Here is a 26,791-nt window from a genome sequence, read left to right as displayed (position 1 = left end):
AGGAAGCTGTTCATGTCCGTGCTCCCCCTACTCCACGACGGTGCGACGCTCGCCGCCGCCTCAGCGGCCCTCTACGCAGCGAGCATCGCGATCGTCGTCGCCGTCTCCGTCCTGTCAGCATCGCCGGACCACCGCCGGGACGCACGCGAAACGCTGAAGATTCTCCTGCGCCGCCGCCGTTGAACCGCCGGACCCGAGCCTGCCTCACTCCGGCACTCCGGCGGGGCTGGCTCGGGTCCTGAGTACCGTCGGCGACTTCACCCTCCGCGCGGCGAAGAGACCCCGCGTGTACGGCACAGCTTCGTCGTACACGCGGGGCCCCGACGGCCCGACGGTTCGACGAATGATCAAGCGAGGGCTGAAGCCCAGTGAGCGGGCAGCTCCGGCTGGCGCGCATCCAGGTCGCGCTCCTCCTGCTGGTGCCGAACCCGCTGATCGTCCTCCCGCTGCCTGTGCGCATCGTCGTCACGCCACAGAGCCTCAGTGCTCGGTACGAACTCACCGGCGTCGATCCTCGCACGCCATGCCTCAATGCGTTCCCGTACGGCTTGGCCCGCCAGCTCGATCTCGTGGATCTCCGTGTCGTGCCGCTGTTCCAGCGCCTTCCGCTCGGCACGCCAGCTGGCGTAGGCGGCCTGGTATGTCTCCTCAGCCATCCAATGGTTCTCACGCTCAGCGCCGGCGCGCACGTCTTCACACGCCACCGTGCAGCCGCGATGCACTGGCCAGCACGCCACCCAGTCGCAGTGGCACTCCGCCGGCATGCGCTCATGCTCGGTGATCCGGGCCCCTGGGAATCGGGCCCGTAGCGTTGACGTCTCCAGGGCACCGTTACTGCCGAGCAGTGTGCAGGCCTGGCGTGTCGTCAGATGAGAGTGGTCGGGTCCGTTGACGTCGCACCAGGACAGCCACTTCCCGCTGGTATCCCGAACCCGGTAGCCCCAGGTATCCCGGCGATGCCCCCCGTCGTCGAGAACGCCGGGCACATGGAACAGCTCGATCGCGTACCCCTCGTACGGCGCGTTGGCAGCACGCAGCTCCCGATACGCCGCCGCAGGCCGCTGCCCGGTCTCGGTTACGCGGATGAGTGTCTTGCGTCGCGCCTTGCGGCCCTTGGCCATCATGACCCCTTCAGCAGGCCCCACGCCCCCGCCGAATGCGAACGTGATGGACACGAACCGACGGTTGAAATGCGGTGGTGCGGCGCTGCGTCCGGGACGGCTTGGCCGGTCCTGCGGCGGCGTGGGCGCCGACAGGCCGGAGTCAGGATGCGCTACTCCCAGGACTCACTGTAGCGAGTACGCGTCCGCACGGAACGCGAGGTTCTGAGGGCCATCACTCGTGCGGGTGACGGCTCCGCAGGACGGCCAGATGGCGGGCGGCGCGCTCGTTGTGCGCCGACAACTTCAGGTTGGCGCCGCGGACGTCGGCGCCGGACCTCCGGCGGGCCTAGAAGCGGCCTTCCTTGTCCAGGTTGATCAGCATGACGATCCACACGGCGGCGGCCCGCACCACGCCCAGCGCCTCAATCCGGGTCAGCTCCACGTCCTTCTGGCCGCCGCCGTGGCGCACCCAAGGCATCGCGGAGCCGTAGTTGTGCAGCTGGTTGATCGCCTGGCACAGCGGGGTGCGCTCGCCTTCGGGAAACAGCCGGCGAAGTCCGGAGTTGATGTCCTTCTGCCCGGAGGCGATCTTGACGACGCCTTCCAGGGTGTTGACGGCCAACGCGACGGCCTGGCGATCGTCCCCGGCCTTTTGGGCGGTCAGGGCCTTGGACCAATTGCTCCGGGCGGCGGCGTACATCCCGGTGAGCGAGGTCAGCGGGCGAACCGTGGTGTCCTGGACGTCCAGTTCCTCGGCCCCCTCGTCGTCCTCGAAGAAGGAGCCGTCGACCATCACGAGAGCGATTTCGGCTTCCTTGAGGATCTTGTTGACCCTCTTGTCGTAGGCCGATGACCCCCATATGCCGTTCGAGGTCAGGGCCTGCTCCAGCAGGTCGAAGACCTTGGGGTCCGGCAGCCGCTGCAGCTGCTCGTTGATCCATTCGGGCAGGTCCCTGCCCCAAAGTCCGGAGGGTACGGGGATGTCGAGCCAGGCGGCGAGGGTCGCAACCGCTTCCTCCTCCAAGGCGTGCACGACGTCCTGGAGCACTCGGCGTAGCCCAGGCGGGGCTACCTCACGTTCGTGACTCATCGTCAGCCCTTGGACTCGGCGTGGCGCTTCATCCTTCATTGTCGCTGAGCTGGCTGCTGGGCTCGGCCCGTTTTCGTACGAGTGAGCCGCACCGGACCACGCCGGGGCGGCGGGTGGCGTGCGTTTCCGGCCCGGCGAAGCGGTCAGGAGTGGCGCTGCCCTGTGGTCCTGGGGATTAGGCCGTCGGCGCAGGTGCCCTGCGCTGGCCGTGCGCGTGGCTGAGCAGGTACAGCGCCGCTTGCAAGATGAGCGCGACGTGGTGCTTGGGCGGGCTGTCGGCCAGGCCGTGGAGGATGTCGTTACGCAGGTTCATCCCTCGGTCAGGGTCGACCAGGAGAAGTTCCAGCGCTCTGCTCCAGTCCCCCGGGTACCCGGCCTCCGGCATGCTCTGCAAGAGCTTGCCCAGCAAGTCGACTCCACCGGGGCTCGGGCCCCGGGCCACGGAGACGACAGAAACCCGGGAGCGCAGGAGTTCCCGGAGGATCTGCTCGACCTGTGGCAGGGCGACGCACGTCGCGGCGTCGAATTCCTCCAGCCAGTAGTAGCAGAAGGCCTGGGCGAGAGTCCGCGCGCGCGGCTCGGGCAGCACCGCCTCGTGTGCCAGAGCAGCGGTCATCTCGAACTCGTCGGGTCGAAAGCGTTCGTGGATGCGGTCGAGCTGGATCGCGGTCAGGATCCCGAACAGTCCCAAGCCGCGGACCTGCATCGCCACGGCGAGGTCGTCGTCGGCCTCGACGGGCGGTCTGACGAAGACCGGTCCGGCTGGGTTGATGCGCGAGCGCGGGATCCGTAGCAGGCCCTCGAGCGCGCCGTCGGCCTCAGCCTCGGCCTGCGCGCGCATCGCCGGGTGGATGTCCTGCACGGTGAGCCACAGCGCGGTCCGTAAATCCTGGGCCGCATCGACCCGGGCCTGCTGCCCGGCGACCAACGCGCGAGGGATGGTGCCCTCCGTCCGGATGGAGGTCCACTCCGGCGTAGTCTGCTGCAGGGCCATCTCGGCACGGGCCCGCAGGTCGGGCAGTCCCCGCTTCTGCGCCTGGTTCGCTGCCTCCGTCAGGAAGTACAGGCGGCGGTTCCCTGCATCGGCGGTATCGGCGGCGTCGAGGAGGGTGTGGACCACGGCGGCATCGATCTCCGTGTGGCGGCTGGGGCCCGCGTCCTTCCGCATTGCATCGAGGAAGCCAAGCCGGACATCCACGTTGCGGGCGAAGAGGTCGGCCGCCCGTTCGGCGAGGTCCGCGACAGCGCACTCCAGGGTCTGCAACGTTTCCAGGACAACCAGCAGGGGCCGCCCCTCGTCCTCGGCGCTGGCTAGGAGGCGCCCGGCAAGGGCGAGGGCGTCCTTGGTCGCGCGCTCACGAACGTCATGCTGCTTGAACTTGAGGGACAGCTCTCCGGCCCTCTTCAGGCACCGGGCGGCCCGCGGCAGCCCGGTGCCGTCCTGGGCGGCCAACAGCAGCTGTACCGCGCCGAGGTATCCGCAGGCCGCGCCACGAACGTGGTCGGGTCTACGGCCGTGTCCGGCGTCGAGCAGCAGATGATGAAGGTGGCCACGAAGCAGAGGATCATCCACGTGGTCTGCGTACAGGCTCCAGATCTCCAACTGGGCCGGCGTGGTGGGCGGAATCGGCGGGGCCTCCCGCGCCTCCCTCCGGGCCTTCAGCACCTCAGACGGCCGGCGGTGCAAAGCCGCGACCAGCGCATCTCGCTGCTCGACGGCCGTACTCGAACCGACGTCCGTGGCCGCGAGAGAGATCGCGGCGGCTGCGATGGAGATGCCGTCCTTCGCCGCCGTCATGAGCGCTGTCAGCACGCTCGGCTCGATCTGGGGCACAGGACCTCACTTTCGTCACCAGCAGTATCGGGCCAGCCGGTGTCCGAGCGCGCCGATTTTCGTGCGCTCCGGCGGGAGGCCCTCGGGTTCAGCGGCCGCGTCGGCACGGCCACGGCGACCGGCACCCCGGACATCGCCACCCCGCGCAGTTACGCCCCGTCGGCGTCGATGTCGTACAGACCAAAGCGGAACCGCGCGGCGGAAGGAGCCGGAGGAGTGGTGCTCAACCATGAAGGTCTTCGATTCCTTCTCCGCAGCAGCTCAGCTCGACCGCGTACCGCCGGGCGTCGAACCTGCCCTCACCAACGTGACGGAAGGAGTGCCGTCGACCGTTCCACCGCTGGCACCAGTCGGAGGCGATGGGAACCTCGGCCAAGCCGTCGAACGGAGGGGTGCATTGGACGGTAGTCACGGCTGCGATCGCGGCGCGCTGGTAGCGTCGTCAGCAGAGCGGCAACACGTGGAAACTGTCCGCAGGACCGATGATTTCCGGGGTGCGGCAGACGCTCGGCACCTATCTGCGCGAGACTCTGGTCCAGCCACACTCCGAGCGGCTGACCTGCAGGCCGGGGCGGTGTCACCAACCGTTCGAGACGGCGGGTGACACCGAGCACCCCGGATTCCTGGCGCAGCAGCTTCGAGAGAGCTCGCGCTGAAGCGCCTGTGGACCCGGACCGCGACCGAGCGCGCGACGGCAGCGGGAGCCCCCGGACCGCTCTCGCTGCCGTCCGGCGTGCGACATCAACCACGCCGATAGCTAGATCGCTTACGCCGAGGGAGTGTTCGGCCCACATCCCGTCCACGGGGTGACGGCAGCTTGACGCGGCCGCAGAGGCGGACGAGGTTGTCGATCGGGTCATCGGAGGATGCTACCGATGCTGGAACGAGGAATCGGGCATATGAGCCAAGGATGACGGCCACCCGTTTGGCCGGTCAGGACCCGTTCGCACCCGACAGACTCCTGGGGAAACGCCGGTGAGGCGTGAGTATGGGGAGGCGGGGAGGGTGTGACCGAGCGCGCTAGTGCCGACCGTGCCGCTCCGGGCGAGACGGGGCTAGGCGTGACGGACCACGGCGTCCTGCCCGCACGCCCGGGGCCGGAGGACTGGCCGGGCGGTCGACAGTACGGCGACGACCAACGGCAGGAAGACGGACCAGCGCGTGCGGTGCCGCGGCACGTCGCCTGCGTGATGGACGGCAACGGTCGCTGGGCGCAGCGGCGTTCACTTCCTCGCACGGCGGGTCACCGGGCCGCGGAGACCACCGTCATCGACATTATCGAGGCCGCCCGGGCCGCGGGCGTCGAGTGGCTGAGCCTGTACGCCTTCTCCACCGAGAACTGGAACCGCCCGGGTAGCGAGGTGGACTACCTGATGCGCCTTGTTCGCCGGGTCGTGCGCAAGCACGCGCCGCTGTTGCTCGCCCGCAGCATCCGCTGCCGCTTCCTCGGGGTCACAGACCCGCGCATCCCCATTGAACTGGCCCGGGACTTCGAAGACCTGGCGACGCTGACCGCCGCCAACCGGGGGATGACGCTGACCGTCGCCTTCGACCACGGCGGACGCCGGGACATCGTCGAAGCGGCACGGTCGCTGATCCGCAACGGGACGCCCGCCGAGGAGGTGACCGAGCGGCTCTTCGCCGACCACCTGCCGTTCCCCGACACCCCCGACGTGGACCTTGTCATCCGCACCTCCGGCGAGCAGCGCATCTCCAACTTCATGCTCTGGCAGGTCGCCTACGCCGAGTGGGTCTTCCCCGAGGCGCTCTGGCCGGACTTCCGGGCCCCTGACTTCCTCGCCTGCCTGCACGCCTACCGGCGCCGCGACCGACGCTTCGGCGGCGTGCCGCCCCAGAACAACGGAGATCCGTCATGACGACCGGAACCACCGCGACAGCCGATGAGGCACCCCTGTTCGGCCCGGAATCGCAGTTCCGCGCATTCTTCGACGACCCGCGCTGGGCGTTGGCCATGATCCGCGCCACCGTGCTGGAGGCCGCCCACCCGCAGATCGGTGCCGCCCTGGCCGATAACTCCACCTTCGTCGCCCATCCCTGGCGTCGGCTGCGCAACACTTTCCTCAGCATGCGGCGCATGTTCGACGCCGACCCAGCGGTACGCGAACGGGAGGCCGCCCGCCTCAACAGGCTGCACGCGCGCATGAGCGGCTCCGACTCCCGCGGCCGCGCCTACGACGCCATGGACCGGGCGGCCCGGGCCTGGGTGGTCGCCACGCTCTACGAGAGCGCCGTCACCATGTGCCGGCTGAGCGGCCAGCCACTCGACCAGGGCACCATGGAGCACATGTACGCCGAGTACCGTGCGTTCCTCGCCGCGCTGGACGGCGACGCCGGGGCACTCCCCGAGGACCTGAACGACTTCTGGCGATACTTCGACCGGGTCGTCGAGAACGAGCTGGAGAACACCGAGGCGGCCCGCGTCATCCTCTACCGGCTCTTCGACCACCTGCCCGCTCCGGCGCTGCTCGACGGCGCACCGACCCTTTGGGCGGCCGGCCGAGCCGTGGCAGGTCCGCTCCTCGGCGCGATCACCGTCGCCTCGCTCCCCGGACCCTACCGGCGCCGGGCCGGCCTGCCCGAGATGCCCGGCGCGCCGACCCTCATGCAGGGCGCCTACCTCGCCGCCGGCCTGGCCCGCTTCCTGCCCGCGGGCTGGGTCAACGCCGAGACCATCATCGAGACCCTTTCCCTCTCACCCGACAGTGACGACCCCCGCGCCCGGACCGTGACCGCCCTGCGAGCCCGCATGAAGAGGGCATCGGCCCTTCTTCGCCTCCTCACACCGCTGAGCGACGACCCCGACACGGATCCGGCACCCTCGACAGGCACGGAAGAAGGACGGCGCTCGGCGGAGGAATTCTTCCGCAAGGTGCTGGACCAGACCGGTGACGGCCATCTCGACTGGCCCGACCTCGCCGCCATGGCCCGTGAACTCGCCACCCGCCTCGACCTGGAGGAACCCGAGGAGACTCGGCTCTACGACGCCTTCGCCGCCTGGTGGCGCGAGCTCCAGACAGCCCTCGACACGGACGGCGACGGCCGCGTCAGCGCCGCCGAGTACGCGGCCGCCGTCCCCTCCCTCGCCGGACCCGCGCTCATCCGCGTCGCCGAGGTCCTTTTCGACGCCACCGACAAGGACGGCAGCGGCACCATCGATGTCGACGAATACCGAACCCTCTTTCGCACCGCCTTCCACCGCGACCTTGCCACCACCAACGACACCTTCGGCCGCAGCGCCTTCGTAGGCGACTTTCTTTCCTTCATGTCGGGCCGCCGCACGAACACTCCGTATGACCCCCTCCTCGCCGACGCCTGACGAGCACTCGTGCATGTTGGCGGCAACGGCTGCACGCTCCGGCACCCCAGCCCCAGAGGGCGGCCGGCCGCCGTGAGCGCTGTCCACGCGCCCCCAGCGCGGCTCGAGTTATCTAGGGTGCCGAGATACTCCGCGCAGGTCAGGCGCTGTGACTTGATGTCAGGCAAGTGCGGCAAGTACGGCTTGTCATGGTCCGGGAAGGTGTTTCGACCGAAACGCTTCCTGGACACCCGTTCGGCTAGGACGGCCTCTGTCGAGACGGCGCCGCTGTCGGTGCCCCGACGCTGGATAGACTTCCGCGATGCAGCCGACCGGACAGCAGGCAACCGACACCGAGGTGGAGATGGTCACCACCATGCTCCGGATCGCCGCCGACATCGACCGTCTCGATGAGCTCAGTGACCAGCAGCCCCTTCCCTCCAGCGCCTTGCGGGCCACTCCCGCTCTGCTGCGGACCGCAGAGGGCCTACGCGCGCGTGCCGAGCAGGTTGCCGACCTCACGCGATGCCCTGTGCTCCGGCGCCTTGTCGAAGAGGGCCACCAGCGCCGCCAGCAGAAGTAGCGCCGGCACGAGGCTCTACCTGCCGGAGGCAGCAGCAGGAAGGCCCGTGGGCGCATCGTCACCAACGTGCCAAACATGCCTGAACACCCCGCTGATACCTGTCAGGCACGGTCTCTCAGATCCACATGACGTACATGCCTGACGGTCAATTCGCACCCGAGATAATCCCGAGGGCTTCGGACTCCGGCGCCGCCACGGCGCCCCCGGGCGAGCGTCTTCCGGCGGGGCCTGGTCAGAGAGCTTCTTCAGGGTTCCGGAACACGGGCGTGCCGCGTCGACTCTCGCCGCGTTCCGCTGTCAGCAGTTCCCAGTCACGGCCCATAGCCGATGCCATGGAGAGGTATCCGCGTAGCTGGAGCTTCCGGTCGGCTTCCTCCAGATCGCTGGCGTGGAAGGCGTCGCGGACGGAACCTGTCTTCGGAATGAGGCTGACTTCCCAGCTCAGGTGGTCATCGGCAGGGAGGGCCAAAGCGTACAGCGGGGCACAGGTGTAGCCCTGACCGCCTCCAGCACCTCCGGCCCCCACGTCGGCGTGGGCACAGGCGAGTCGGATAAGGGGCTCATGAACAGGGAATCTGACAGGGCGAAGAGTCGAACGGCCGCACGGGGATCGCTGCAGCAAGGCAGGACGCGCGAGACTGGGTGCGGCCGGCCGATCAGCCGATTCCCTCACCACATGGCCGTCAGCGAGCTTGTCCCACCTGCCCGTCCCGCCGCGCGGCCGCGCCAGCTGGCCTTGCCGAGCGGGGCACCCTCGGCGGGCGTTGCTGAGCGCACGGACGCCCTCCCGGAAGCGACCGGCTCCGAGGCAGCTAAGAGAAGTCAGGGCCCCGCGGCGTTGGGGCTGTTCAGCGGGGCCCGCCACTGCTCGATCAGCTTCCACGGCCCCGAGCCCTGCGTCTTGGGCCAGTGGACGATCTGTTCCACCGTCCCGTCGTCCAGTCCGGACGCCGCCTTGGCATCAGCCATCGGCAGGACACCTGTGCGGGCGGCGAGGGCGATGGAACTCTTCATGTCCTCCAAGAGCCGTCCCAGGTGACCGGCCAGCAGGGGCAGAAGGTGAACGTCCTCTTGGCGGGCCCGCTCGGCCAACACTTTGTCCTCTTCGCTGTGCGGGACGAAATCCCACGCCAGCGCCCGCTCTGCCTCGGCGCGGACTCGTTGCCCTAGATCCTGGATACGCCGGATCTCAGAACCGAGCGACCCAATGTGCTGGGCGGCCTTTCGTGTGCTCCGAACAGCCTGAGCGAGCTCCTTCTTCCGCTGCGGCCCGCTCTTCCACTCCAGGCCGTGTTCGCAGATCGCTTCCACCTCGCGGTCCACCAGGGGCTTCGGCTCCACGTCGAAGAAGTAGAACCACTCCAGGTGTTTGCGGAACAGGTCGAACCAGACGTGAAGTGCCCGCTCCAGCTCCTCCCCTCCCGGGTAGGTGGCCAGGAGCTCCAGCGGATCCGGGGATCCGTTGTAGATCTTCGGCAGGCGAGTACCCAGATCACTCGTGGTGCCGATCTTGCACTTGCTCCGGCCTCGGCCCGGGGTCCTGAACTCATCAACGTCGTGAGCGCGCAAGAGGTACACCACCTCCTGGCCCGCTTCGTGCGGGCCACCTGGCAGGTACCGCAGCTCCTCGCTACCCATGCGGCTGGTCCCCTCTGCCGGCGCGAGGGCCGGAGTCGTCTTGAACGTGATGACGAAGCCTGCCCACCGCGCCCCTCTGGTGCACCCGCTTCGTGTGCCGGACAGCAGTGATTCTGATGCGAGCGGGGCAGCGGGAGCTGCGCTGTCAGTGGCGTACGCCAGGCTGGGCCCGTGCCACACATGCCCTCATCCGAACTCCCCGCCCAGTGCTCGTCGGCGCCGCCCCGCCACACCGGGGAGCACACCGGCGCGGCCTACCACGCGCGCTACCGCCCGCCCGCCCGTGTCTACCGGTGCGATCTGTGCCCGGCCCCGGCTGCGTTCTGGGACCACTGCCACGATCACGGCCTGATCCGCGGCCCTCTGTGCCGCAGCTGCAACGGGAGCGAGGGCTTCTGGGTCCAAGCCCGGCGCGGCGTCGAGCACCTGATGCGCTGCCCCGGCTGCCAGTCGGCCGGGCACCCGCCGCTGCGCAACCGGGTCGCCCGCATCGCGCCGACCATGCAACTGCTTCTGCGGCACTACGATCCCGCCCGACACCCGGTGTTCGGCCACGCCGAATGGGCCGAGCGGACCGGGGTCTGGCAGCGCATATTTACCGAGCTATCCGACGGCCACGCTAGCGCAGAGGCGCAGTGCATGCTTCGCGACTGCAGTGGCCGTTGGACGGTCTCCGTCGACCGGGCCCGCTTCGAGCGATTGGACCGACTGCGGCTGCTGACCGAGAAGGAACTGCCCGGACAGGCCCACCACTCCAGCAGGCCTAGGTGGGCGGCCGAGCCGACGGAGGTCTTCTGGCTCGGTGACCCGGTCGAGGTGCCGTCCACGGCGCGGCCCGTTGAAGGGGCGACCGTGGCCCTGCCCGGGGCGTATGCCCGCCTCCTGGAGGAGACCGTTCCCGGCCTGCTCCAGGAGGCGGCCCCCCATCGGTGCTGGACGCGCCGTGGTCGCGCGGAATCTCTTGAGATCACCTCGGACGATGTCGGCCTGATCACGCTGTCCGCCGTGCTCTACCTTCCTGGCCGCAGAGATCCGGATCGGCTCTGGACGGCGGCTGAACGGCGAGGGCTTCACCAGGCTGGTGAGCGGCTCCGGCAGGCGCTGCACGTACTCACCCGCGAGCTCTGAGCACCCCGATTCGCACGGTCACCCTGGGGGCGGTAGGCCGCCGCGGCGCGGTGACAGCCCGGATGGCCCTGCCGAAGCACTCGCCGGACCCGTTCGCGGCCGAGGTCGGTGGGGGCGTCGTCGAGCAGCACGCGGTCGGGAGTGAGGGCGCTATCGGCGCCGGGCCGGACCCTCGTAGTACGCAGAGTCCGACTTCACGCCGCGGGCCCAGCGGGCGAAGTGCTTGTCCTCCCCGGCCTCACGGTCGAGTGCGCGGCCGCTGACGTGGAGGGTGGTGACCTGCCGCCCGCTGCCGTGATCGAAGCATTCTTCCCGAGCAGCTGTGTAAACGCCGTAGCTGGTGATGTCGTAGACGGACATCCGGCCGGCCCGGCCGAAGACAAGGGCGGGCTCCAGGTGCTCGAAGAACACCCACGTCTGTCCCAGCCCCGGCTCCGCCGATGATGCGAAGCCCGTGGCGAAGCCATGCAGCACCCTCTGCTGGTCCTCGTGTTGCTCCTCCGGCAGGGAGAGGGCGCTGTGGATGTGGTCGTAGCCGGGCTGGCTACCTGCGTGAGCCCAGCCGGTGCAGGCCGGACAGGTGGTGGACACGGACGGGTTCCTCCGTACGGCGCGAGAACGGGACGGTCGGTCGTCGGTAGACAGGCCGTCGAAGCCGGCCCTGGCCGAGGCGGCGCCGTCGCTCCCGGGATCCTCCTCGCGCACTCCTGTTACGTCCGACCTGATCGGACAGTAGTGGATCCCGCAGCGCCCGACACCGTCCACCAGCTCGGCGCTCCACTGCGCGCTGCTTCCTCGGGCTCCGGGACACCTGCTCGGCCTCACCGCCGTGGCCACCGGCAGTACAGCTCCTGCTCATCAGGGCCGAGGAGGACCGGCTACTGCCCAGAGCCTGCCATCGGCGGGGCCAGCCGCCGGCTCGATTCAACATGCTCTAGCCGGCCGGTCGCGCTGTCCGGACTCTACGCGTGGGACCTCCGATCGACCTCCTCACGATGAGTGCGGCCCTGCACTCCGGTTGTGGATCCCCTTGCAGCCGACTACCTGTGTGTTTGTCGGTGATGCGGGATATCGTTCCAGCCTGTCACCATCAAGAGGGGGCTCACGTGGAGGCCACCACGACACGAGGCCGCGCCGGCCGCCCGGCCGGCAGTCGAACCAGGGACGACGGACTCACCGAGCGACAGCTCCGCATTGTCGTCGCCATACGCACGCACCTGGAGGCCTACGGCTACCCGCCGTCGATGCGCGAGATCGGCGTTGCGGTCGGTCTGGCCAGTACGTCCTCCGTTGCGCACCAACTGAAAGTGCTGGAGCGTAAGGGCGCGTTGCGCAAGGATCCCCACCGGCCGCGCGCCTACGTCCCCACCGGCCTGAGCTCGGACACCGAGCCGGACGAGACTCCCGTAACGCAGGCCGCTCCGCAGGGAGCCGACACCTCCAGCGCAGTCAGCGTCCCGCTGGTGGGTCGCGTGGCAGCAGGAACGCCGATCCTGGCCGAGCAGCATGTCGAGGACGTCTTCGTACTCCCCCGCCAAGTGGTCGGCTCCGGCAAGCTGTTCGTTCTCACCGTGACGGGCGACTCGATGATCGACGCACACATCGCCAGCGGTGATCATGTCGTCGTCCGCGAGCAGCCCTCGGCCGAGAGCGGCGACATAGTCGCCGCGATGATCAGCGGGGAAGCAACGGTGAAACGGCTGAAGCGCGACGGTGGCAACGTCTGGTTGCTCCCCGCGAACGCCTCATACCAGCCGATCTGGGGGAACGAAGCGACCATTCTCGGCAGAGTCGTGGCCCTCTTGCGGACGTTCTGACCCGCGCGTCGGACGAAGAGGTGGAGCGGAGCAGTAGGACGTGATTCCCAACCCGCGCACCGACTCAAGAGCTCGACCCGGCGCTCCCCAAGCCTTTCGGGATGCACGAAGAAGACCCCGAACCCGAAGATGAGGGGCACGGCTCCGACACCATCAGAGCGCAGCCTACGGGGGACAGCATGGACGACAACTGGGTCCACGACTTCGTCAACAGGCCTGCCCGATACCCGCGCCACGTCGTCCGCGGGGACATGGCGGACGACCCGGTGCACACCGGCGACCTCAACCGCGTCATCGAAGCGGTGAACCAGCTCGTGGACCAGCTGACGATCCCCGAGTACGCCATTCGTTCGGAAAACTGGGCCGGCCTCATCGTCGTGTACGGCATGGACGAAGCGGAACCGCGCGGCCAGCTTCGCGCGGGGCTGGAGCAGGACGGGTTCACCGTGACCCTACGGCGCAACGAGTACGGCACGTCGCTCGAGGTCCACCCCAGGGACGCCGACTTGATCATGACCAGGTACGACCTGATCGTGAACGCGATCGCTGACGCCCTGCCGCACGCGGCGACCATCGACAACCTCCAGGGCGCCGTCCCACAGCGTCTCGGCCACCAGGTGCCCACCGGCCTGCTCCGCACGCAGGTCGACATCTTCAACATGTCGCTGAAGGCCCGCCGCCAGGGCAAGCCACTGGGCTCACGAGTTCCCGAGGGGATGGTGCGCCTGGTCACCGCGGCCTCCGAGAGCGGCGTGCTCCCGCCGCTGTGTACGCGGTTGCCGTGATTCACCTTCGTGTGCCCGGGAGACCGAACCGGCACCAAGAGGCTGCCGACAGGAGCAATCCGATCGGCCTGTTCGCGAGCCCTGGTGGCCACGCCGACGCGGGCCAGCGGGTGTGCCCTCCCTCCTCACACACGCACGGACGGCGAGGGCCCAGTTGCCCCCGACGGTCACCCCCTCACATGCCGTCTTCGGCCGTGTCACCCAGCGCTCGCCGTGTCGGACACGGAGACGCCGCCCCGCATTCCGGGCAACTGCCATCAGAGATGAGTGGGTGGAGAGCGCGGACGTCATCCACAGCCGCCGCGAGCAGACTGCGCTGATCAGCAAGCGGTACGACCACCCGCCCAAGAACCGACTCGACGATCCCCTGGTTGCGGAGCTTCTCGTGCTCGTCGGCGGGCGGCCTCACTCCGTCGTACAGGGCCGCTGTGATCTCACGGCGCATCTGCATCGCGTCGACCGGGCCGAGTGTCGGCCGCAGAACCTCCTTCAATAGTCGGTGTGCCGTCACCGTGCACCGGCCGGAAGAGGCATCGGGGAACGCTTCTCTCAGCAGTGCCCACAAGGATCGGGAGGTCATCTGCGGCGATCGACCGGTGACCGGAGCCCCAGGATCGACGCCCCACGGCACGGCAACCTCTCCCCGCCCGGGCGTCGCAGACGACTGCCTGGGCCTGGGGGCCCGACCGCGCCCCGGATACGCGTCGGAGAGATCATGCAGGCGGCAAGCTGTGGCGACCGCTTCCTCATCCAGGTGCCGTTGGTGACGAAGCCCCAACGCCCCCAGGTCGGCCCACCGATCTTCTGACCAAGCGCTGTTGGTTTCCGCCCGTACCCGCTGGAGATGTTCGACCTCGGCAAGGGCCAGCGCCTGGCGCTCAGAAAGCTGGAGAGTCCAGCGCTGCCGCTCCGATGGATTGTCGGGCGCACCGAACAGGTCGGACTCCTCCTGCAGGTCCTCGATCTGGTCTGCGCACCAACGCCGCAGCGCACGGGCGATCGTGTCGCCGTGCGTCAACAGTGCGGTCTCGTCAAGCAGGTCGTCGCCTGCGGCCGGTCCGGCACTCGGGTCCGTGGTCATGGGCAGTTCACTCCAGGCTGGGTATCAAGAGACCTCAGTGTGGAGCGAACCGCGCAACAGCTGCGGATTCGCCTGTCCGCGCGGCATGTTGCCCCTGACAGCGAGAGCCCGTGGGTCCGGAGGTGTCCCCGCCATGGCTTACCCCCCGGGTGCCAGTCGACGGCCGGACGGAGGGCCCTGCACGCTCGATGGTTCCTGGCAGCGAGAGAAGCGTCGTCGGCGGGCTGCCGGAGGCCAGCGTGCGGCTGTCCGGGCTTATGAGGACGCGGATTCCGACGGCCACAATGGCAGGGCCCGCGGACACCGGCGCAGGCATCAGGACTCCACATGCCGAGGTGACAGTGAACGGTCTGCGGTTCCGAGGTGTACGCCTCACGCCGTACACCTCCGACGGGCAGGCTGTCGAACACGACGTCCGGACCTGGCCGTGGCTGGGAGTGGCGTGCCGGGATGAAACTGGCACCCGGCTATGGCTGGAGACCACCGAGTCCGCCGCCGGCGCGGTGCGGCAGTTCGCCCCGACACCGGCCGACGGCTGGCACGAGGTGGCTCTCTGGGCCGACACCCCCGACGGAAATCTGGGGCAAGCAGTCGTACGCGAGGTGGAAACCCTCCGACTCTGGTCCGTCGGCCTTGGATACGTGGCCCTGTACGGCGGTCCGGGCAAGGAGCCGGAGCTCACCCGAGTACCCGCACCGCCCGCCGGAGTAGAGCTGGGCAACAGCGATCGCCCAGGCGCATGGTCGGCAGCGGCTCTGGGGCGGCAGATCGCGGACGAGTGTCGCTCCACTGAGGAAGCCCGCCAACGGCGGCGTACGGCGGTGGAAGCTGCCCGGCGCGAGCGCCGCACCGCACGACAAGGGGCCCGGGCCTAGGCTCCCGTCCTCCGCTGCCCGACGGGCCCAGAAGGTCAAGGACACGGGGTGCAGACGAGAGAGGTCAACAACACCGCGGCGTTGCTCTGCCTGCAGCGTTGATCTTCATCGTCGCGGCACGGCGTATGTCCGGCCTGAGTCGCCCCCGCGGGACGGCGCTCAGGGCTGACCGACCGCCGTGATCGATGCCCTGCTCGCGGGTCTCGCCTAGGTTGGCGGAGCCGGAGAAGCCGGTGCGACCCTGCCGGTCACGGCCAGGCCCCTGCCAGGACGAGCGATGCCGTCCAGGGCTGGCACCGAAAGGAGCGAGGGACGATGGACAACCTGCCACCCGAGTCGCTGGCGGACGCGGCGGCCCAGAACGCAGTTTGGGCTGCTCTCGAAGAGGTCGACCAGCACGCGAGCTGGAGGGAGTTCTTCCCCAAGCTGCACGAGCTGGGATTCACCGTCGAGGAGATGACGGCCGAGCAGAAGGCCCAGTGGGCGCGCTACCAGTAGACGGGGCGCCCGGTCGACTGGTGCAGAACGTCGGCCCTCCGGCCGCCCGGGCGGCTCACTTCTGGGACGGGAAGAGCTTGAGGAGCTGCGCCTTCTGACGGGGCCCAAGCCCTCGGACTCGGCGGCGTTCGGATATACCGATGTGGTCCAGGAGCTGGCCAGCACGGATCTTGCCGATGCCGGGCATCGCTTCGAGCAGGGGGCGTACGCGGATCTTGCCTGCGACCGTGTCCGTACGGTCGAGGACCTGGTGAAGGGGGACCTGGCCTGCCTTGAGGGTGTCCAGCAGTTCACTGCGTTCCTTGCGGGCGGCGATGGCCTTTTGCAGTGCCTGGGCACGGGCATCGGCGGTGAGGCGAGGCAGGATGGTGCTTCTGGTCGGTGAAGGGGTGTGGCCGCCGGCTGGGCAGACGCAAGCGAACTGCCGAGCAGCGGCTGCAGCGACGGCTTCGACGTAGGGTTGATCACACCCTCGTCATCGCCCTGGACGGCATCCTCAAGCAGTTCGGAGAGGGGCTCGTACAAGGCCGGATCGACGAGAGGGCTGCCCTGGTGCAGCGAGGTAGGGCCTGCTGCAGGAGGGCCTCGCCGCGCACCGCGGAAGCCGCGTCGTTCATGATCGCCCATCCCAACCGACCGGCGTCGCCACGAGCGTGTCAGCGGTCAACCACATGCGATGTCCGTACAGCCGCCCCGGCGGGAGCTCGCGCCGGGGCCGTGTGTGACTACGCGAGGCAGCCTGCCGTGCGAAGCGGATTATCTCGGGTGGGGAATGAGCGTCAGGCATGTGAGACAAGTGCCCTGTTGGGTCTGTGCCTTACAGATATCCACAGGGTCGTCAGGCATGTTGGTCACACCCGTCAGGTGACTTCGTTTCAACCGAAACGAAGTCACAAGTCGGGCGCCCACGTCCAGCCGCGGCAGGGAAAGCTCGCACGTCCGGTTCTGAGAGGGCCGGGGATCAGCAATGGTCTCCGGCTACCCCACCACAGGGCACCATGGCCTGCGGAGCAGCGGTCGCACGGCATGAGGAGGACAAAGGGTGGACACGCAGGACGCGATCGGGGCCCTGGGCGATCCAGGGCTGTGCGAGGTGGCGCGCGCACGGCTGGCCGCGCAGGGGCGGGCCGCCGTGGGGCCGTTGATCCGCGCGCTGCTGACCACGGACTCTCTCCAGGTCCGCGCCCGGATCGACGGACTCCTGAACCGGGACATCGGGCCGGATCTGGCCTTCGACGACGTGCTCGAAGCGCTGGCCGCCGCCCCCGACGAGACCTCACGGCGACGCCTCGGCTCCACGTTCACCGCCTTCCGCTCGGTGGACCGGTTCGTGGACGCGCTGCGGCATCCGTCCCCGGCCGTCCGCAGCTCGGCCGCCTTCGGGATCCAGTCGGTCTGCATGGTGGCCTTCGGGCGTTCGCCGCGGCCCGGCGTCGACTATGTCCGGGTGACCGAGGCGCTGATTCCGCTGCTCGGCGATCCGGACCCGGACGTGGCTCAGCGCGCGGAGTGGGCCCTTGGCCTGCTCGGGCCCGCCACCCACGAACCGCTCCGCCGGGTGCGCGCGCACGGGCCGGGGCGACTGCGGGCCCGGGCCCTGACCACCCTGGCCGCGTCCGGCGGCGAGGAGGCACTCTCGGCGGCCGATCGCGCGGCCGTGGGGCGCCTGATCCGCGTCAAACTGCCGCGCGACCGGGCCCGTCCGCTCGACCTGTGCTCCGCTTCCTGGCTCGCCGTGCCCACCGAGGACCATCAGAGCATCGCGCAGGCACTCGGCCTGCACGAGATCCGGCCGGCGACCTTCGCCCTGGGGTACGACATCGTGGCGCACGACACCATGGACGGCGCGGAGTACGGCCGGGTGTACGTGACCCCGGCGGTGGACGGCTGGACCCTCGTGCTCGGTCCGTGGTGCTCACCCGTGGACCCCGAGCGCGCGGCGGACGTGCTTGCCGTCGTCACGAGCCTGAGCCGCCGGTACGGCAGAGCACAGGCCTACTTCTTCGGCGAACAGGGCGGCGGCTCCGGCTGGCTGGTCGCCGAGGGAGGCACCGTGCTGCGCCGCCGCTCCGCGACCGAGCGGACATGCGACGCGGACCTCGCGATGGGCTCCCCCTTGCCCGAGGAACTGACCGCGGGCCTGGAGGAAGGCCTCACGGCCAAGGACTCCGAGGATGACTGGGAGAGCTTTGCCACGTACTTGGCCCCGGTCCTAGCCGGCCGGCTGGGGGTGAGTCCGTTCGACCTGGAGCCCGGAACGCCGGTGCGGGGCGCCGGCTTCACGGCCCTGACCCCGTACGCCCGGGAGCACGGCCGCCCCGCGACCGGGGCCTATGCCATCTGACCGACCCGACCCGACGCGACACGGTGCGGCAGTGCCGAAGATGAAGCCCAAGGCAGTGTCCGGCCGGCAGGGGGCAGTCCATCCGGAAACGCTTCGATCGAACCATTTCCAAAGCCGCCCTTGCCTAACGTCAAAGCACCCGGTCTGACCTGCGCATAGTGCTCTTTGACCCTAGATAAGGCGGCCACCACGGTGCCCACCTGTTGGACGGTCCGGCCGTCAACTGCCCAAGGCAACGACGTGGCGCCTGCGGGAGCCTTCAGCTGTCCGTGCGGAGCCGCACGAAGTGCAGGCTGCCGTGCCTACCGATAGGCGGACGCACCTCGGCAAGAACCACCCCGACGACCAAGTGCTCCTCAGAGCCGTCATGCCGCTGTCGGCGAGCGCCCACGTGGCCTGTGAGCTGCCGGGCGACTTCCACAGCGCGCACAGAGTCCAACCGCGGTGAAGTCTCCGCTTCCCGGCCATTGACCAGCACTCGCAACGCCCAAGGACGGTGCACCGGCCCGATCACCGCGATCACCTGCGCGTCGACCGGATCACCGTCGGTACGCCACTTCACCCACGCCCGCGAAGCCCGCGCGCTGTAGGGCGAGTCAAGCCGACGGGAGACCACACCCTCCACTCCAAGATGCGCCAGATCCCGCGCCTGCTGTACCGCCTCGGCCGCGCTGTCGAGCCCCGGCACCCATTGCACACCGCGCCCCGCCAGGGCTTGTTCAAGCAGCAGCATCCGCTCCCGCAGCGACCGGGAGCGAACGTCGAACGCAGGCCGGCCCGGCGAATCGGAGAAGGCCAGGATGTCGAACGCGACGAAAATGACCACGACTCCGTGGGAGGCCCGCCACGCCGGCGTGCGTGCGAGGGCACCGAAGTCCATCCGTCCGTCCGCGTAGGCCGCCACGATCTCACCGTCAAGGACACAGTCGGGCAAGTCCATCAGCACAGTGCGCAGTTCGGGCAGCTCCCTTGTGATGTCCCGGCCGGACCGGGAGTGAACCAGGGCCTGGACGCCGCGGCGGTGAACGGCTGCCCGCCACCCGTCCAGCTTCATGGCATGGGACCAACCGGGCCCCGCGGGCACGGACGACACCGCGGAGGGGCGCATGAGCGGGACGGGAACAGGCACGGGCGTGGTCATCGGGTTCACCGTGCCGTACACAGCACGGTGAACCCGTAGCGGCGCGCGCCAGCGGCCGTCAGTTCACCGGCTCGGCGCGCTGACCTGCTGCTCGAGCACGGCCTTCGACGGCAGCCTTCAGCTCGCGCGCCACACCGTGCCACGCGCTGGGCTCGACCACCGCGCGCTGACGGATGCACTGCCCTGTCCACGATTCCCGGCCTTCGACGACCGCAGCGATCCGCTCGGCAGCCTCGCTGGCCACCGGCGTGATGGGGCCTCCGGCGTAGAAGACCGGGCTGGGGCGTTGGGCCGGATCCATGGAGGTGAAGGACCATCCGTGTTCGGCATCCCAGGAGAACCACTGCAGACCGCCCAGCTGGTTCCGCTCGCGCAGTGTCACGTCGCAGTCGGCCGACAGGTCGAATCCGTCCTCCACCCGGACTGCGGCCTGCTCCGTCACGGAGATGCCGCGGGCGGTCAGCAGCTGTCCGACGAGTTCGATATAGGCGCTGATGGCCGGCTCGAGGCCCGTCGCGACGTCGAGGAGCGCCTGACCGTCCGCCGAGGTGTGCACTTCCTCGACGTCCGTCCACTCACCCAGCAGCTCCTCGACCCGCCAGATGCAGTCCTGTCGGTGACGACGGCCCACCGGCCGGTCGCATGACTCGCACACGTCGGTCTGGTCACCGTCCTCCACCTGGTCCTCCTCTGCCTCTGCCTCCGCTGCCGCTGCCGCGTCGATGCGCGCCTGCCAGGCCGAAGCCCGCCCCTCCTGGCGCGCCTTGTTCCTCGCCACGTCCTCGTCCGGAGCAGGGAAGGCGAACACCCGGAACTCCCGCCCGTCGGGGACGACGGTGTAGCCGTACAGGGGAATGTGGCCCCAAGCGGCCCAGTCGCACGGGAATGTGTGGGACCCGGTGCCGGGAAGGTGCCGGCCGAGGCATTCGGCGAACGCCTGCATCAGCTCCGTGGTCCCGGAGACCTCGGCGAACCGTGCCACGGACGTGACATGCCCGCACCGAGGGCACAGGGCAGACCACTGGCTGATGTCGTCGGTGCCGAACCGGACCCGCCCGGCGGCCAGCCACTCCTCCTGCGTCAGACGCGCCCGCAGCGGTGGCAACGCGACCACCTGGTCTCGGGCGGCGTTGAACCCGCCACCCGCCCGCCGCTGGAGCTGCCGGGCCCTGCGCTGCACTGTCCGGTTCCGTGCCATGCTGCGTCCTTCGAGGCCGCCCACGCCCGGCCGTCAAAGTCTACGGTCGGTCTCACAAGAGATGGTGCGTGCCGGGTCCGGGACACACCCCGCGGCACCGCGAGGCTCCTTCGCCTCTTCGCTGGGACCGCGTGGGGTGTCGCATCAGCGGGAGACCGGCAGGCACTCTGCCGTCCACCCGACGGTACCGGCACCGCGAGGAACGACTGCCGGAAAGTAGGCAGAGATCCCTCGAAAGAGGAGCCGTGGTGTTGACAGCCGCCGCCCTCGGGTCAGTGCGGAACCCGGATGGCCGGCCTTCTGCCTGCCGGCTACAGACGTCGCGCACCGCTGTCCGCCGCCGGCACGCCCATGCCACCCATCAACCGGCCAGGGCCGTCACCTCGGGACGCGCTCTGCGGCGGGCCGCCCGGCCTGAATTCGCGGACCGATGGCTTTCCGCTCGGCCTGCGGAAGCATCCGGCCGACACCCCCACAACCGCGATCCCGTCCCTTCGGAGAACTCGATGACGCATCACCACCCCACCAATGGAACCTGCGCCTGTGACGCCACCGGGCTGCCGTACGTGACGGCCCGCGACCTCAAGCCCGGACTGCTCATCCAGACGGCATTCCGGCCGTGGCTCGGCCAGGAGTACCAAGTCGGTGAGATTGCGACGGTGGAGGTGGAGCCGCTTGATGTCATGCGCGACGGAAAGCCGGTCGACTCCGTCACCTGGACGTTCGCCTGGCACCTGACCTGCCGCGACGGGGAGGTGATAGCCCAGTTCGCCGACGGGACAAACACCTCGTACATGATCTGCGGCTACAGCGAGTACGCCCTGTTCGAGCCGGGCGCGGTCCAGCGGCCCGACCGCACGGTCCGGTACAACGCCGAGCGCCCGGCCGCCCCTATCTACCCGGGGCCGCCTCCCGCCTCCGCGTAAGGCCGCCCGTACCGCCCAACTACGAACGGAGAGCACCATGGGCAGCCCTTGGCGCCGTATGGACGCCACCGCCATGACCGGCACACTCATTCGCTGGCCGACGCACCTCGACAGCTACGGCGGCTGCGGCACCAGCGTGTACGCGCTATGGCCCGAGCGCACCGAGGAGCCCATGATCGTGTGCGCCGCAGGTCTGGACGTCCATGCTGTGCTCACCGAAGAACCGGTGGGCCCGGCCCCGGCATGGCACCAGGCGTTCCCCGACCTGGACGACGACGACATCGACGTCTCCTCACGGTCCGACTGCCTGATCGGACATCTGCTGCTCGGGACCACCGGGGCGACCTGGGCCCTTCGGGACCCCGACGCGGATCCCAAGGCTCCGATGCACGAGGCGCTCTCGGGCTTCTGGCACGCGACCGAGGAGGACCTGACCGAGGCAGGCCGCCAGGTGATCGATGCGCTCAGCACCTCCTACGGACGACGGCCCGTGCTGCTTACCGTGCAGGACACCTGATCCTCCAGCGGCGCGGGCGTGCTGTGCGCCCGCGCCCGGCACGCCCGGTAGTGCGCCAGCGCCTCAGTCGTCGGCGGCATATCCCAGGGCGGGGATTCCCCGCAGGTGCAGGCTGAGCGCCTCCAGCCGGCCGAGGATCATCGCCTGGCGGGCCTGCTCCCCGCGGAGACGGCGCCACCACATGTACCGGCCCGAGGCGCTGTCCGGTCGGGAAGGCAACAACGCCCGGACACCGGCAGCGCGCACGGCCAGCACCTCGCCCACCGGCTTGGCGAGCTGGACCGCCAGCCAGGGCACCGAATCGGACCTCGCAACCTCTGCCGTGACCATGGAGTCCACGATGGCAGCCGTCACTGACATCGACGGAGAGTCAGGGCATGCCGAGCCTCTTCAGCTAGACCCCGATGCTGAGGTGTGAACGTTGTCCGCTTGACGCGGTTGCTCGTACGACAAGATGCGCGAGTGGATCAGCCAGACGCGGGGGTCGAGGGAGCGACGGCTGACTGGCCAGTGAACTCTGTGGCTAGCGCGTCCATCACCATCTCGTCGCATACCTGTCCGAGCCAGTACCCGGCCTGGCGGATCGCACCGACTTTCTGGAAGCCAGCCTTCTCGTACGCGCGGATCGCGCCCACGTTCGGCGCGAGAACCTTCAGCCAGACCATCCGAAGGTTCGTGACGTGAAACGCGTAGTCGAGAGTGAGCCGGGTCGCGGCAGTGCCCAGGCCCCGGCCCCGGGCCTCCGGACCGAGCATGATCACGAACTCGGCCGTGCGGACACTGTGGTCGGGCAGCAGCGTCGCCACGCCGACCGGTGTCGGCTCGGAGCCGCCGAGGTCGTAGATGGTGAAGCGGATGTTCTCGCCGCGCAGCTGGTGGGCCATGCCCTCGGTACGGGCCTCCAGCGACTCGGGCGCTTGGCGCCCGTAGCCGACCAGGAGGGCGGGGTCCTGCTCCCAGCGCCAGTACATCTCAACGAGGTCGGCGCGGTACGGGCCGAGTCCGCAGGTTCCGGTGCGCAGCCAGGTGATCGGGTCAGCGGGGCTGGTGATGGCGGTCTCCGATCGTGAGCACGGGGGTGTAGGCGCGGGTCGACGACGGCTCGGCGACGTTATCGCCGGTCATAGTCTGCACCCAGGCACGGAGCCGGATCGGGTCAGAGATCTCGCCCACCGCCACCCCCACACCAGCGGGAGCTGGGGGCTGTGACTCGGGCACCCGCCACCTCGTGATCCTGCATGGGCAAGCTCGGGTATCGCCGGTACCGCCGCTCGAGACGGGCCGAGAGACTGGCTGTGTCCAGGCCGCTGCGTTGTCAGTCCAGCAGGTTGAACTCGAGGTCGACGATGACCCGCGCGATGTGCTCCGGGTGCTCGCCGAGGAAGGTCCGCAGGTCATCCCAGAACGGCCATCCGTCGAATGAGGTGTGGGTCCAGAGCTTGAGAGCGCCGCGGGGTTCGTCCTCGTCGGGTTCGCGTTCCAGGTAGGCGTACCCGAGGCGGTCCAGTTCCTCCATCGTGCTGGTGATCTCGCTCTGTGACCGGCGGGTGCGCCGGGACACCTCGGCGATGCCGAGTAGGGCGTCGGCCTGGACGAGGAAGGAGAGGAGGCTGCGGGCCGGCAGGGTCAGTCCGGCGAGCTTGTCCGCGATGGTGTTGACCAGCGCGACGTCGTCGTGCTTCTCGTCGGGTGTGAGCTTGTCGACCCCGATGGAGGCGTGAAGTGCGGCGAGGGTGGTTGCGTAGCGGACGGTTGCGGCCTTCGTGTGGTCGGTGAACTGGGCCTCGATGTAGGCGGCCGCCTCACGGAACCGGTCCTCGTGTTTCCTTTTCATCCTGCGCAGCATGGGCGCGGGGTACTTGCTGCGGCTGTTCACGTGGTCGATCCGGGTGTGGTGCTTGGGGCACAGGAGCATCAGGTTGCCGGCGGCCCGGAGGGCCTGTCGGTCCAGTGCGGGATCGTGCCGGGGGCTGCTCGGTTCGACACCGTGGATGTGGGCCACTTCGCCGATGAATGCGCCGTCGTCGCAGATGAGCCGCTCGGTGCACGCCTCGAAGGCGCATTCGTTGCCGCTGAGGATCCATAGTTCCCGGGCGACCTGGCCCAGCGGCTCCATGCGGTTCGTGGGCTTCTTAAGGGATGGGGGCACGGTGGGAGTCTTTCGCACCGCGGCGTTCCTGTGTGGGCGGACGCCGGATCTGTGCCGGCCGCCCTCGGTGGAGCTGTCCGTCCCTGCTGCGGGGAGCGATCCCCTACCGGGGCGGCCGGGCTCGTCCTGGTCGCCGTGAGGGCGTCCGGGTGGGTGGGTCAGATCCGGTCTTCGGCTGCCAGTTCGTCGACGAGGATGCCGAGCTGCCACGTCTGCTCCTGCAGGATGTGGATGATCTTGCCGAGCCGGTGTTCCCGCTTGGCGCCGGCGGCGCTCTGGTGCGGGTCGGTGTCCGTCTCGGCGAGGAAGCCGGCCAGGCGGCGGAGGGCCTCGGTGCCGAGCTTGAGGTGGCTGAACGGGGTGAGGTCCTTCTCGGCGACGGGGCCGGTGCGTGTGGGGTAGCCGTCGGGGCGTCGTTCGATCACCCGGGTCTCGTGGAGGCGCAGCAGGGCGGCGAGGGCGCGGGCGATGTGGGTGCTCTGTGGCGGGACGGCGGCCGCGCCAGCACTGATGTCGGCGGGCGGGGTGTCGCCGGGGTAGCCGAGGACGGCGGGGCCGAGCAGGTTCAGGATCTCTTCGGTGCACCGGCGGGTGCGGGCGTGGTCGCGGTCGTCGAGGGTGAGCTGGTCGAAGACGTCCTCTCCGTTGATGGCGCTCATGGACCAGGCGGGGAAGTGGCGTACGACGACGGTGTGCGGGCCGAACTCGGTCAGGGCGGCGCGGCACAGGCTTTCGGCGTTGTTGATGAGTCCGGCGCCGAGCATCAGGTCGGTGGCGATGGCGAGGGGGCCGGGGTGGTCGCGGGTGGGCCAGAGGCGCAGGCGCACGTGGGAGCGGCCGCCGGTGCTGAGGGGGAAGGGCCAGGCGTGGTCGTCGCGGACCGGGGTGGTGCGTGCGGGTGTGGGCAGGTCGGTCTCGGTCATCTGGTTTCTCCCGTGCAGGGTCGGGACGGGCGGCTGGTGGCCGCCGGTGGCGGGTTCTTCGTGCGCGGTCGCCGGGGCGGCGTCTGGTGTCGGCGGGCTGCTCCCCCGGCGCCTTGTGCTCTGTGGGCGGTGCCGACGGCGGCCGGGCACCGGGGGTTTGCTGTTGGCGGGTCGTCGCCGGCGGAGCCGGTGTCCTCTTGGGTTCGTACGGTGTGCCTCCCGAGACCCGAGGAGACGCACCGGCCTATGCTTGTGACCTGCACACACCAGAATAAAAGCATGTGGCGCCTCCGGCCGCCTTTCCAGCCCGCTTGCCCCACCCGCGCCGTCCCCACCCGGTCGTGACGAATCGTCACGGGTCGTCACGTGTCGTTCCGTATCGTCACGTCCGGGCCCCCAGGAGGGGCGGAAGGTGCCCACCCAGCAGCCCGGGTGAACCTCCGGCTTCATGCTTTTATTTTTCTGTGTGCAGGTCATGGCGATAGCTCCTCTCCCCTGGGCCTCGGTGGCCTGCGAGCGGAACGCCAACGTACGCAGCACACCGGACACCCGGCCCTGGCGTCATCTGCTCGCGTGACCAGCGAGCTGGACGAGATCGCCCGCGCCGTGCGGCCCTGTGTTCACCGGTCGCCTCCACATCGCGTCGCCGTCATTCTGATAGTGGAGAAGGTGTCCTCGGAGGATTGGGTGGTCACGAATCGATGCGGGACATCTCCGACGGATACGCGGGCGGCAGCAGCGCCGACGGCAATCGGACCCTGGCCCGCGCGCTTCCGCCGCTCCTTGTGGTCATCGGGATCGTCTGGCAGGCGGTCACACCGCGGGAGATCACCGGCACCCCCTTCTTCACCGCTGCACCCCTCGTCGCGGCCCCTCTCTTCGCGCGGTGGGTAGCGGCATTCTTCGGTGCTGTCGGCATCCTGGCCGCCGTGCTTCTCCACGTCGTGGGCGGAAGGGTGACAGAGGACGCCGCTGCCCAGTACCTCACGACCGAACTGGCAACCATCGTCTTCGCGACCGTCCTCGCGGTCCTGATCCACGGGGTCGTGGAACGTGCCCGCAACCAGGCCGCCACCGCGCGAGGAGTGGCCGAGGCGGCCCAGAGAGCAGTCCTTCCGGCCCCGCCCGCCCGGATCGGTGGTCTGCGTCTGGCAGCGCGCTACGAGGCCTCCCGGACAGACACCCTGGTCGGAGGCGACTTCTACGCGGCTCTGCAGACTCCCTACGGCATCCGCCTGATCGTCGGAGACGTACGGGGAAAAGGACTCGGCGCGATCGAGACGGTGGCCGTCGTCCTCGGCGCCTTCTGGGAAGCCGCCGACAGCGAACCCTGCCTGCCCACACTCGCCGACCGCCTGGAGAAGGCCCTGATCCGCGGAGCAGAGCGGCGCAGGGCACCGGACATCTCCGAGTCCTTCGCCACCTGCGTCCTCGCGGAGATCCCACCCGGCCAGCACAGCCTGCACATCCTCAACCGGGGGCATCCCGAACCCTTCCTCCTCGACGCGGCAGGAGGAATCACCAAGCTCCACCCCGGCGAGTTCGCGCTGCCTCTGGGCCTCGGACACCTCAGCACCCACACCTGCCGGCCAGACCAGTGGTCTTTCCCGCCGGGCTCGACGCTCCTGCTCTACACCGACGGCCTGTCCGAGAGCCGCGACGCCGCCGGTGATTTCTACGCCCCTGCCCGACACCTGGAGGGGAGGAAGTTCAGCTCACCCGAAACGCTGCTGACATCGGTCGCCGAGGACGTACGCCGACACACGAACGGCGCGAGGGACGACGACATGGCCCTGCTGGCCATCACCAACTCTGAGTCACCGCAGTCCCCGTTCGAGGGGTGAC

At 69.4% G+C, this 26,791-nt stretch carries 25 protein-coding genes; 12 read left to right on the top strand and 13 right to left on the bottom strand.

What is annotated here, in order from left to right; translation table 11 throughout:
- Positions 1-12 precede the first annotated feature (12 nt).
- Positions 13-183, top strand: a complete 171-nt coding sequence (locus ACH4UK_RS28960; protein ID WP_331759162.1) for a hypothetical protein — start codon at positions 13-15, stop codon at positions 181-183.
- Between the two features lie 164 nt (positions 184-347).
- Here ACH4UK_RS28960 and ACH4UK_RS28955 read toward each other — a convergent pair whose 3' ends face one another.
- The 3 genes from ACH4UK_RS28955 to ACH4UK_RS28945 all read right to left on the bottom strand — a co-directional run bounded on the left by ACH4UK_RS28955 (position 348) and on the right by ACH4UK_RS28945 (position 4,027).
- Entirely contained in the window at positions 348-1,175 is an 828-nt protein-coding gene (locus tag ACH4UK_RS28955) for a hypothetical protein (RefSeq protein WP_331759165.1), read from the bottom strand.
- A 274-nt stretch (positions 1,176-1,449) separates the two neighbouring features.
- Entirely contained in the window at positions 1,450-2,193 is a 744-nt protein-coding gene (locus tag ACH4UK_RS28950) for a hypothetical protein (protein WP_398360963.1), read from the bottom strand.
- A 175-nt stretch (positions 2,194-2,368) separates the two neighbouring features.
- A complete protein-coding gene (locus tag ACH4UK_RS28945) occupies positions 2,369-4,027 on the bottom strand; it encodes a hypothetical protein (RefSeq protein WP_398360961.1) in 1,659 nt (552 codons plus the stop codon).
- Between the two features lie 1,166 nt (positions 4,028-5,193).
- Here ACH4UK_RS28945 and uppS point away from each other — a divergent pair.
- The 3 genes from uppS (at position 5,194) to ACH4UK_RS28930 (ending at position 7,926) form a co-directional block, all read left to right on the top strand.
- Positions 5,194-5,904: a polyprenyl diphosphate synthase gene (gene uppS, locus ACH4UK_RS28940; protein WP_398360959.1), complete on the top strand. Its 711-nt coding sequence runs from the start codon at positions 5,194-5,196 to the stop codon at positions 5,902-5,904.
- Complete coding sequence (locus ACH4UK_RS28935; RefSeq protein WP_398360957.1) at positions 5,901-7,364, top strand: oxygenase MpaB family protein; 1,464 nt, start codon at positions 5,901-5,903, stop codon at positions 7,362-7,364. The genes uppS and ACH4UK_RS28935 overlap by 4 nt, the downstream gene beginning before the upstream one ends.
- A 301-nt stretch (positions 7,365-7,665) precedes the next feature.
- Positions 7,666-7,926 (top strand): hypothetical protein, encoded by a 261-nt coding sequence (locus ACH4UK_RS28930; protein WP_398360955.1) that lies wholly within the window; start codon positions 7,666-7,668, stop codon positions 7,924-7,926.
- An 822-nt stretch (positions 7,927-8,748) separates the two neighbouring features.
- Here the strand turns inward: ACH4UK_RS28930 and ACH4UK_RS28925 are convergent.
- Entirely contained in the window at positions 8,749-9,564 is an 816-nt protein-coding gene (locus tag ACH4UK_RS28925) for a GIY-YIG nuclease family protein (protein WP_398360953.1), read from the bottom strand.
- A gap of 180 nt (positions 9,565-9,744) precedes the next feature.
- On the opposite strand from ACH4UK_RS28925, the gene ACH4UK_RS28920 reads away from it, so the two are divergent.
- The gene (locus ACH4UK_RS28920) at positions 9,745-10,692 is read left to right on the top strand and encodes an endonuclease domain-containing protein (RefSeq protein WP_398360951.1); all 948 of its coding nucleotides are present in this window, start codon (positions 9,745-9,747) and stop codon (positions 10,690-10,692) included.
- A gap of 150 nt (positions 10,693-10,842) precedes the next feature.
- Here ACH4UK_RS28920 and ACH4UK_RS28915 read toward each other — a convergent pair whose 3' ends face one another.
- Positions 10,843-11,283: a hypothetical protein gene (locus tag ACH4UK_RS28915; protein WP_398360949.1), complete on the bottom strand. Its 441-nt coding sequence runs from the start codon at positions 11,281-11,283 to the stop codon at positions 10,843-10,845.
- A 470-nt stretch (positions 11,284-11,753) separates the two neighbouring features.
- Here ACH4UK_RS28915 and lexA point away from each other — a divergent pair, with 470 nt between their 5' ends.
- Together lexA and ACH4UK_RS28905 are read left to right on the top strand one after the other, a co-directional pair.
- Positions 11,754-12,509: a transcriptional repressor LexA gene (gene lexA / locus ACH4UK_RS28910; protein ID WP_398361225.1), complete on the top strand. Its 756-nt coding sequence runs from the start codon at positions 11,754-11,756 to the stop codon at positions 12,507-12,509.
- 101 nt (positions 12,510-12,610) lie between these two features.
- On the top strand, positions 12,611-13,294 hold the full coding sequence (locus tag ACH4UK_RS28905; RefSeq protein ID WP_398360947.1) for a hypothetical protein: 684 nt from the start codon (positions 12,611-12,613) through the stop codon (positions 13,292-13,294).
- Positions 13,295-13,469: 175 nt separating this feature from the next.
- Here ACH4UK_RS28905 and ACH4UK_RS28900 read toward each other — a convergent pair whose 3' ends face one another.
- Positions 13,470-14,375 carry a hypothetical protein gene (locus tag ACH4UK_RS28900; RefSeq protein ID WP_398360945.1) on the bottom strand — a complete coding sequence of 302 codons (906 nt, stop codon included), beginning with the start codon at positions 14,373-14,375 and terminating at the stop codon, positions 13,470-13,472.
- A 1,190-nt stretch (positions 14,376-15,565) separates the two neighbouring features.
- On the opposite strand from ACH4UK_RS28900, the gene ACH4UK_RS28895 reads away from it, so the two are divergent.
- Positions 15,566-15,748 carry a hypothetical protein gene (locus ACH4UK_RS28895; RefSeq protein ID WP_331759200.1) on the top strand — a complete coding sequence of 61 codons (183 nt, stop codon included), beginning with the start codon at positions 15,566-15,568 and terminating at the stop codon, positions 15,746-15,748.
- 55 nt (positions 15,749-15,803) lie between these two features.
- Here ACH4UK_RS28895 and mihF read toward each other — a convergent pair whose 3' ends face one another.
- Positions 15,804-16,064 carry an integration host factor, actinobacterial type gene (gene mihF / locus ACH4UK_RS28890; RefSeq protein WP_398361223.1) on the bottom strand — a complete coding sequence of 87 codons (261 nt, stop codon included), beginning with the start codon at positions 16,062-16,064 and terminating at the stop codon, positions 15,804-15,806.
- Between the two features lie 726 nt (positions 16,065-16,790).
- On the opposite strand from mihF, the gene ACH4UK_RS28885 reads away from it, so the two are divergent.
- A complete protein-coding gene (locus tag ACH4UK_RS28885) occupies positions 16,791-18,092 on the top strand; it encodes a HEAT repeat domain-containing protein (RefSeq protein ID WP_398360943.1) in 1,302 nt (433 codons plus the stop codon).
- Positions 18,093-18,351: 259 nt separating this feature from the next.
- Here ACH4UK_RS28885 and ACH4UK_RS28880 read toward each other — a convergent pair whose 3' ends face one another.
- Together ACH4UK_RS28880 and ACH4UK_RS28875 are read right to left on the bottom strand one after the other, a co-directional pair.
- Positions 18,352-19,146, bottom strand: a complete 795-nt coding sequence (locus tag ACH4UK_RS28880) for a hypothetical protein (protein WP_398360942.1) — start codon at positions 19,144-19,146, stop codon at positions 18,352-18,354.
- A 145-nt stretch (positions 19,147-19,291) separates the two neighbouring features.
- Positions 19,292-20,431, bottom strand: coding sequence for a VVA0879 family protein (locus tag ACH4UK_RS28875; RefSeq protein ID WP_398360940.1), 1,140 nt, complete (start codon positions 20,429-20,431; stop codon positions 19,292-19,294).
- Positions 20,432-20,937: 506 nt separating this feature from the next.
- On the opposite strand from ACH4UK_RS28875, the gene ACH4UK_RS28870 reads away from it, so the two are divergent.
- Together ACH4UK_RS28870 and ACH4UK_RS28865 are read left to right on the top strand one after the other, a co-directional pair.
- Positions 20,938-21,357 carry a hypothetical protein gene (locus ACH4UK_RS28870; RefSeq protein WP_398360938.1) on the top strand — a complete coding sequence of 140 codons (420 nt, stop codon included), beginning with the start codon at positions 20,938-20,940 and terminating at the stop codon, positions 21,355-21,357.
- A gap of 37 nt (positions 21,358-21,394) precedes the next feature.
- The gene (locus tag ACH4UK_RS28865; RefSeq protein ID WP_398360936.1) at positions 21,395-21,874 is read left to right on the top strand and encodes a hypothetical protein; all 480 of its coding nucleotides are present in this window, start codon (positions 21,395-21,397) and stop codon (positions 21,872-21,874) included.
- 63 nt (positions 21,875-21,937) lie between these two features.
- Here the strand turns inward: ACH4UK_RS28865 and ACH4UK_RS28860 are convergent, their stop codons facing one another.
- The 4 genes from ACH4UK_RS28860 to ACH4UK_RS28845 form a co-directional block, all read right to left on the bottom strand.
- Positions 21,938-22,234, bottom strand: a complete 297-nt coding sequence (locus tag ACH4UK_RS28860; protein ID WP_398360934.1) for a hypothetical protein — start codon at positions 22,232-22,234, stop codon at positions 21,938-21,940.
- Positions 22,235-22,341: 107 nt separating this feature from the next.
- On the bottom strand, positions 22,342-22,896 hold the full coding sequence (locus ACH4UK_RS28855; protein ID WP_398361221.1) for a GNAT family N-acetyltransferase: 555 nt from the start codon (positions 22,894-22,896) through the stop codon (positions 22,342-22,344).
- A 293-nt stretch (positions 22,897-23,189) separates the two neighbouring features.
- Positions 23,190-24,023 carry a hypothetical protein gene (locus ACH4UK_RS28850; RefSeq protein WP_398360933.1) on the bottom strand — a complete coding sequence of 278 codons (834 nt, stop codon included), beginning with the start codon at positions 24,021-24,023 and terminating at the stop codon, positions 23,190-23,192.
- A 158-nt stretch (positions 24,024-24,181) separates the two neighbouring features.
- Positions 24,182-24,946, bottom strand: a complete 765-nt coding sequence (locus ACH4UK_RS28845; protein ID WP_398360931.1) for a hypothetical protein — start codon at positions 24,944-24,946, stop codon at positions 24,182-24,184.
- 683 nt (positions 24,947-25,629) lie between these two features.
- Between ACH4UK_RS28845 and ACH4UK_RS28840 the strand changes: the two genes are divergently transcribed.
- Positions 25,630-26,790 (top strand): PP2C family protein-serine/threonine phosphatase, encoded by a 1,161-nt coding sequence (locus ACH4UK_RS28840; protein WP_398360929.1) that lies wholly within the window; start codon positions 25,630-25,632, stop codon positions 26,788-26,790.
- Position 26,791 lies beyond the last annotated feature (1 nt).

It is taken from the genome of Streptomyces sp. NPDC020884, assembly GCF_044333935.1.
Classification (GTDB): Bacteria; Actinomycetota; Actinomycetes; order Streptomycetales; family Streptomycetaceae; genus Streptomyces.
This window is presented reverse-complemented; position numbering and strand designations above follow the sequence as displayed.

Excerpts from the sequence above, each read along its gene's own strand:
- lexA (WP_398361225.1), top strand. The coding sequence starts at position 11,754 with ATGCGGGATATCGTTCCAGCCTGTCACCATCAAGAGGGGGCTCACGTG.
- ACH4UK_RS28905 (WP_398360947.1), top strand. The coding sequence starts at position 12,611 with ATGCACGAAGAAGACCCCGAACCCGAAGATGAGGGGCACGGCTCCGAC.
- ACH4UK_RS28925 (WP_398360953.1), bottom strand. The coding sequence starts at position 9,564 with ATGGGTAGCGAGGAGCTGCGGTACCTGCCAGGTGGCCCGCACGAAGCG.
- ACH4UK_RS28920 (WP_398360951.1), top strand. The coding sequence starts at position 9,745 with ATGCCCTCATCCGAACTCCCCGCCCAGTGCTCGTCGGCGCCGCCCCGC.
- ACH4UK_RS28880 (WP_398360942.1), bottom strand. The coding sequence starts at position 19,146 with ATGAAGCTGGACGGGTGGCGGGCAGCCGTTCACCGCCGCGGCGTCCAG.
- ACH4UK_RS28895 (WP_331759200.1), top strand. The coding sequence starts at position 15,566 with ATGGACAACCTGCCACCCGAGTCGCTGGCGGACGCGGCGGCCCAGAAC.
- ACH4UK_RS28935 (WP_398360957.1), top strand. The coding sequence starts at position 5,901 with ATGACGACCGGAACCACCGCGACAGCCGATGAGGCACCCCTGTTCGGC.
- ACH4UK_RS28875 (WP_398360940.1), bottom strand. The coding sequence starts at position 20,431 with ATGGCACGGAACCGGACAGTGCAGCGCAGGGCCCGGCAGCTCCAGCGG.
- ACH4UK_RS28900 (WP_398360945.1), bottom strand. The coding sequence starts at position 14,375 with ATGACCACGGACCCGAGTGCCGGACCGGCCGCAGGCGACGACCTGCTT.
- ACH4UK_RS28870 (WP_398360938.1), top strand. The coding sequence starts at position 20,938 with ATGACGCATCACCACCCCACCAATGGAACCTGCGCCTGTGACGCCACC.
- ACH4UK_RS28950 (WP_398360963.1), bottom strand. The coding sequence starts at position 2,193 with ATGAGTCACGAACGTGAGGTAGCCCCGCCTGGGCTACGCCGAGTGCTC.
- ACH4UK_RS28960 (WP_331759162.1), top strand. The coding sequence starts at position 13 with ATGTCCGTGCTCCCCCTACTCCACGACGGTGCGACGCTCGCCGCCGCC.
- ACH4UK_RS28860 (WP_398360934.1), bottom strand. The coding sequence starts at position 22,234 with ATGTCAGTGACGGCTGCCATCGTGGACTCCATGGTCACGGCAGAGGTT.
- ACH4UK_RS28865 (WP_398360936.1), top strand. The coding sequence starts at position 21,395 with ATGGGCAGCCCTTGGCGCCGTATGGACGCCACCGCCATGACCGGCACA.
- ACH4UK_RS28845 (WP_398360931.1), bottom strand. The coding sequence starts at position 24,946 with ATGACCGAGACCGACCTGCCCACACCCGCACGCACCACCCCGGTCCGC.
- ACH4UK_RS28930 (WP_398360955.1), top strand. The coding sequence starts at position 7,666 with ATGCAGCCGACCGGACAGCAGGCAACCGACACCGAGGTGGAGATGGTC.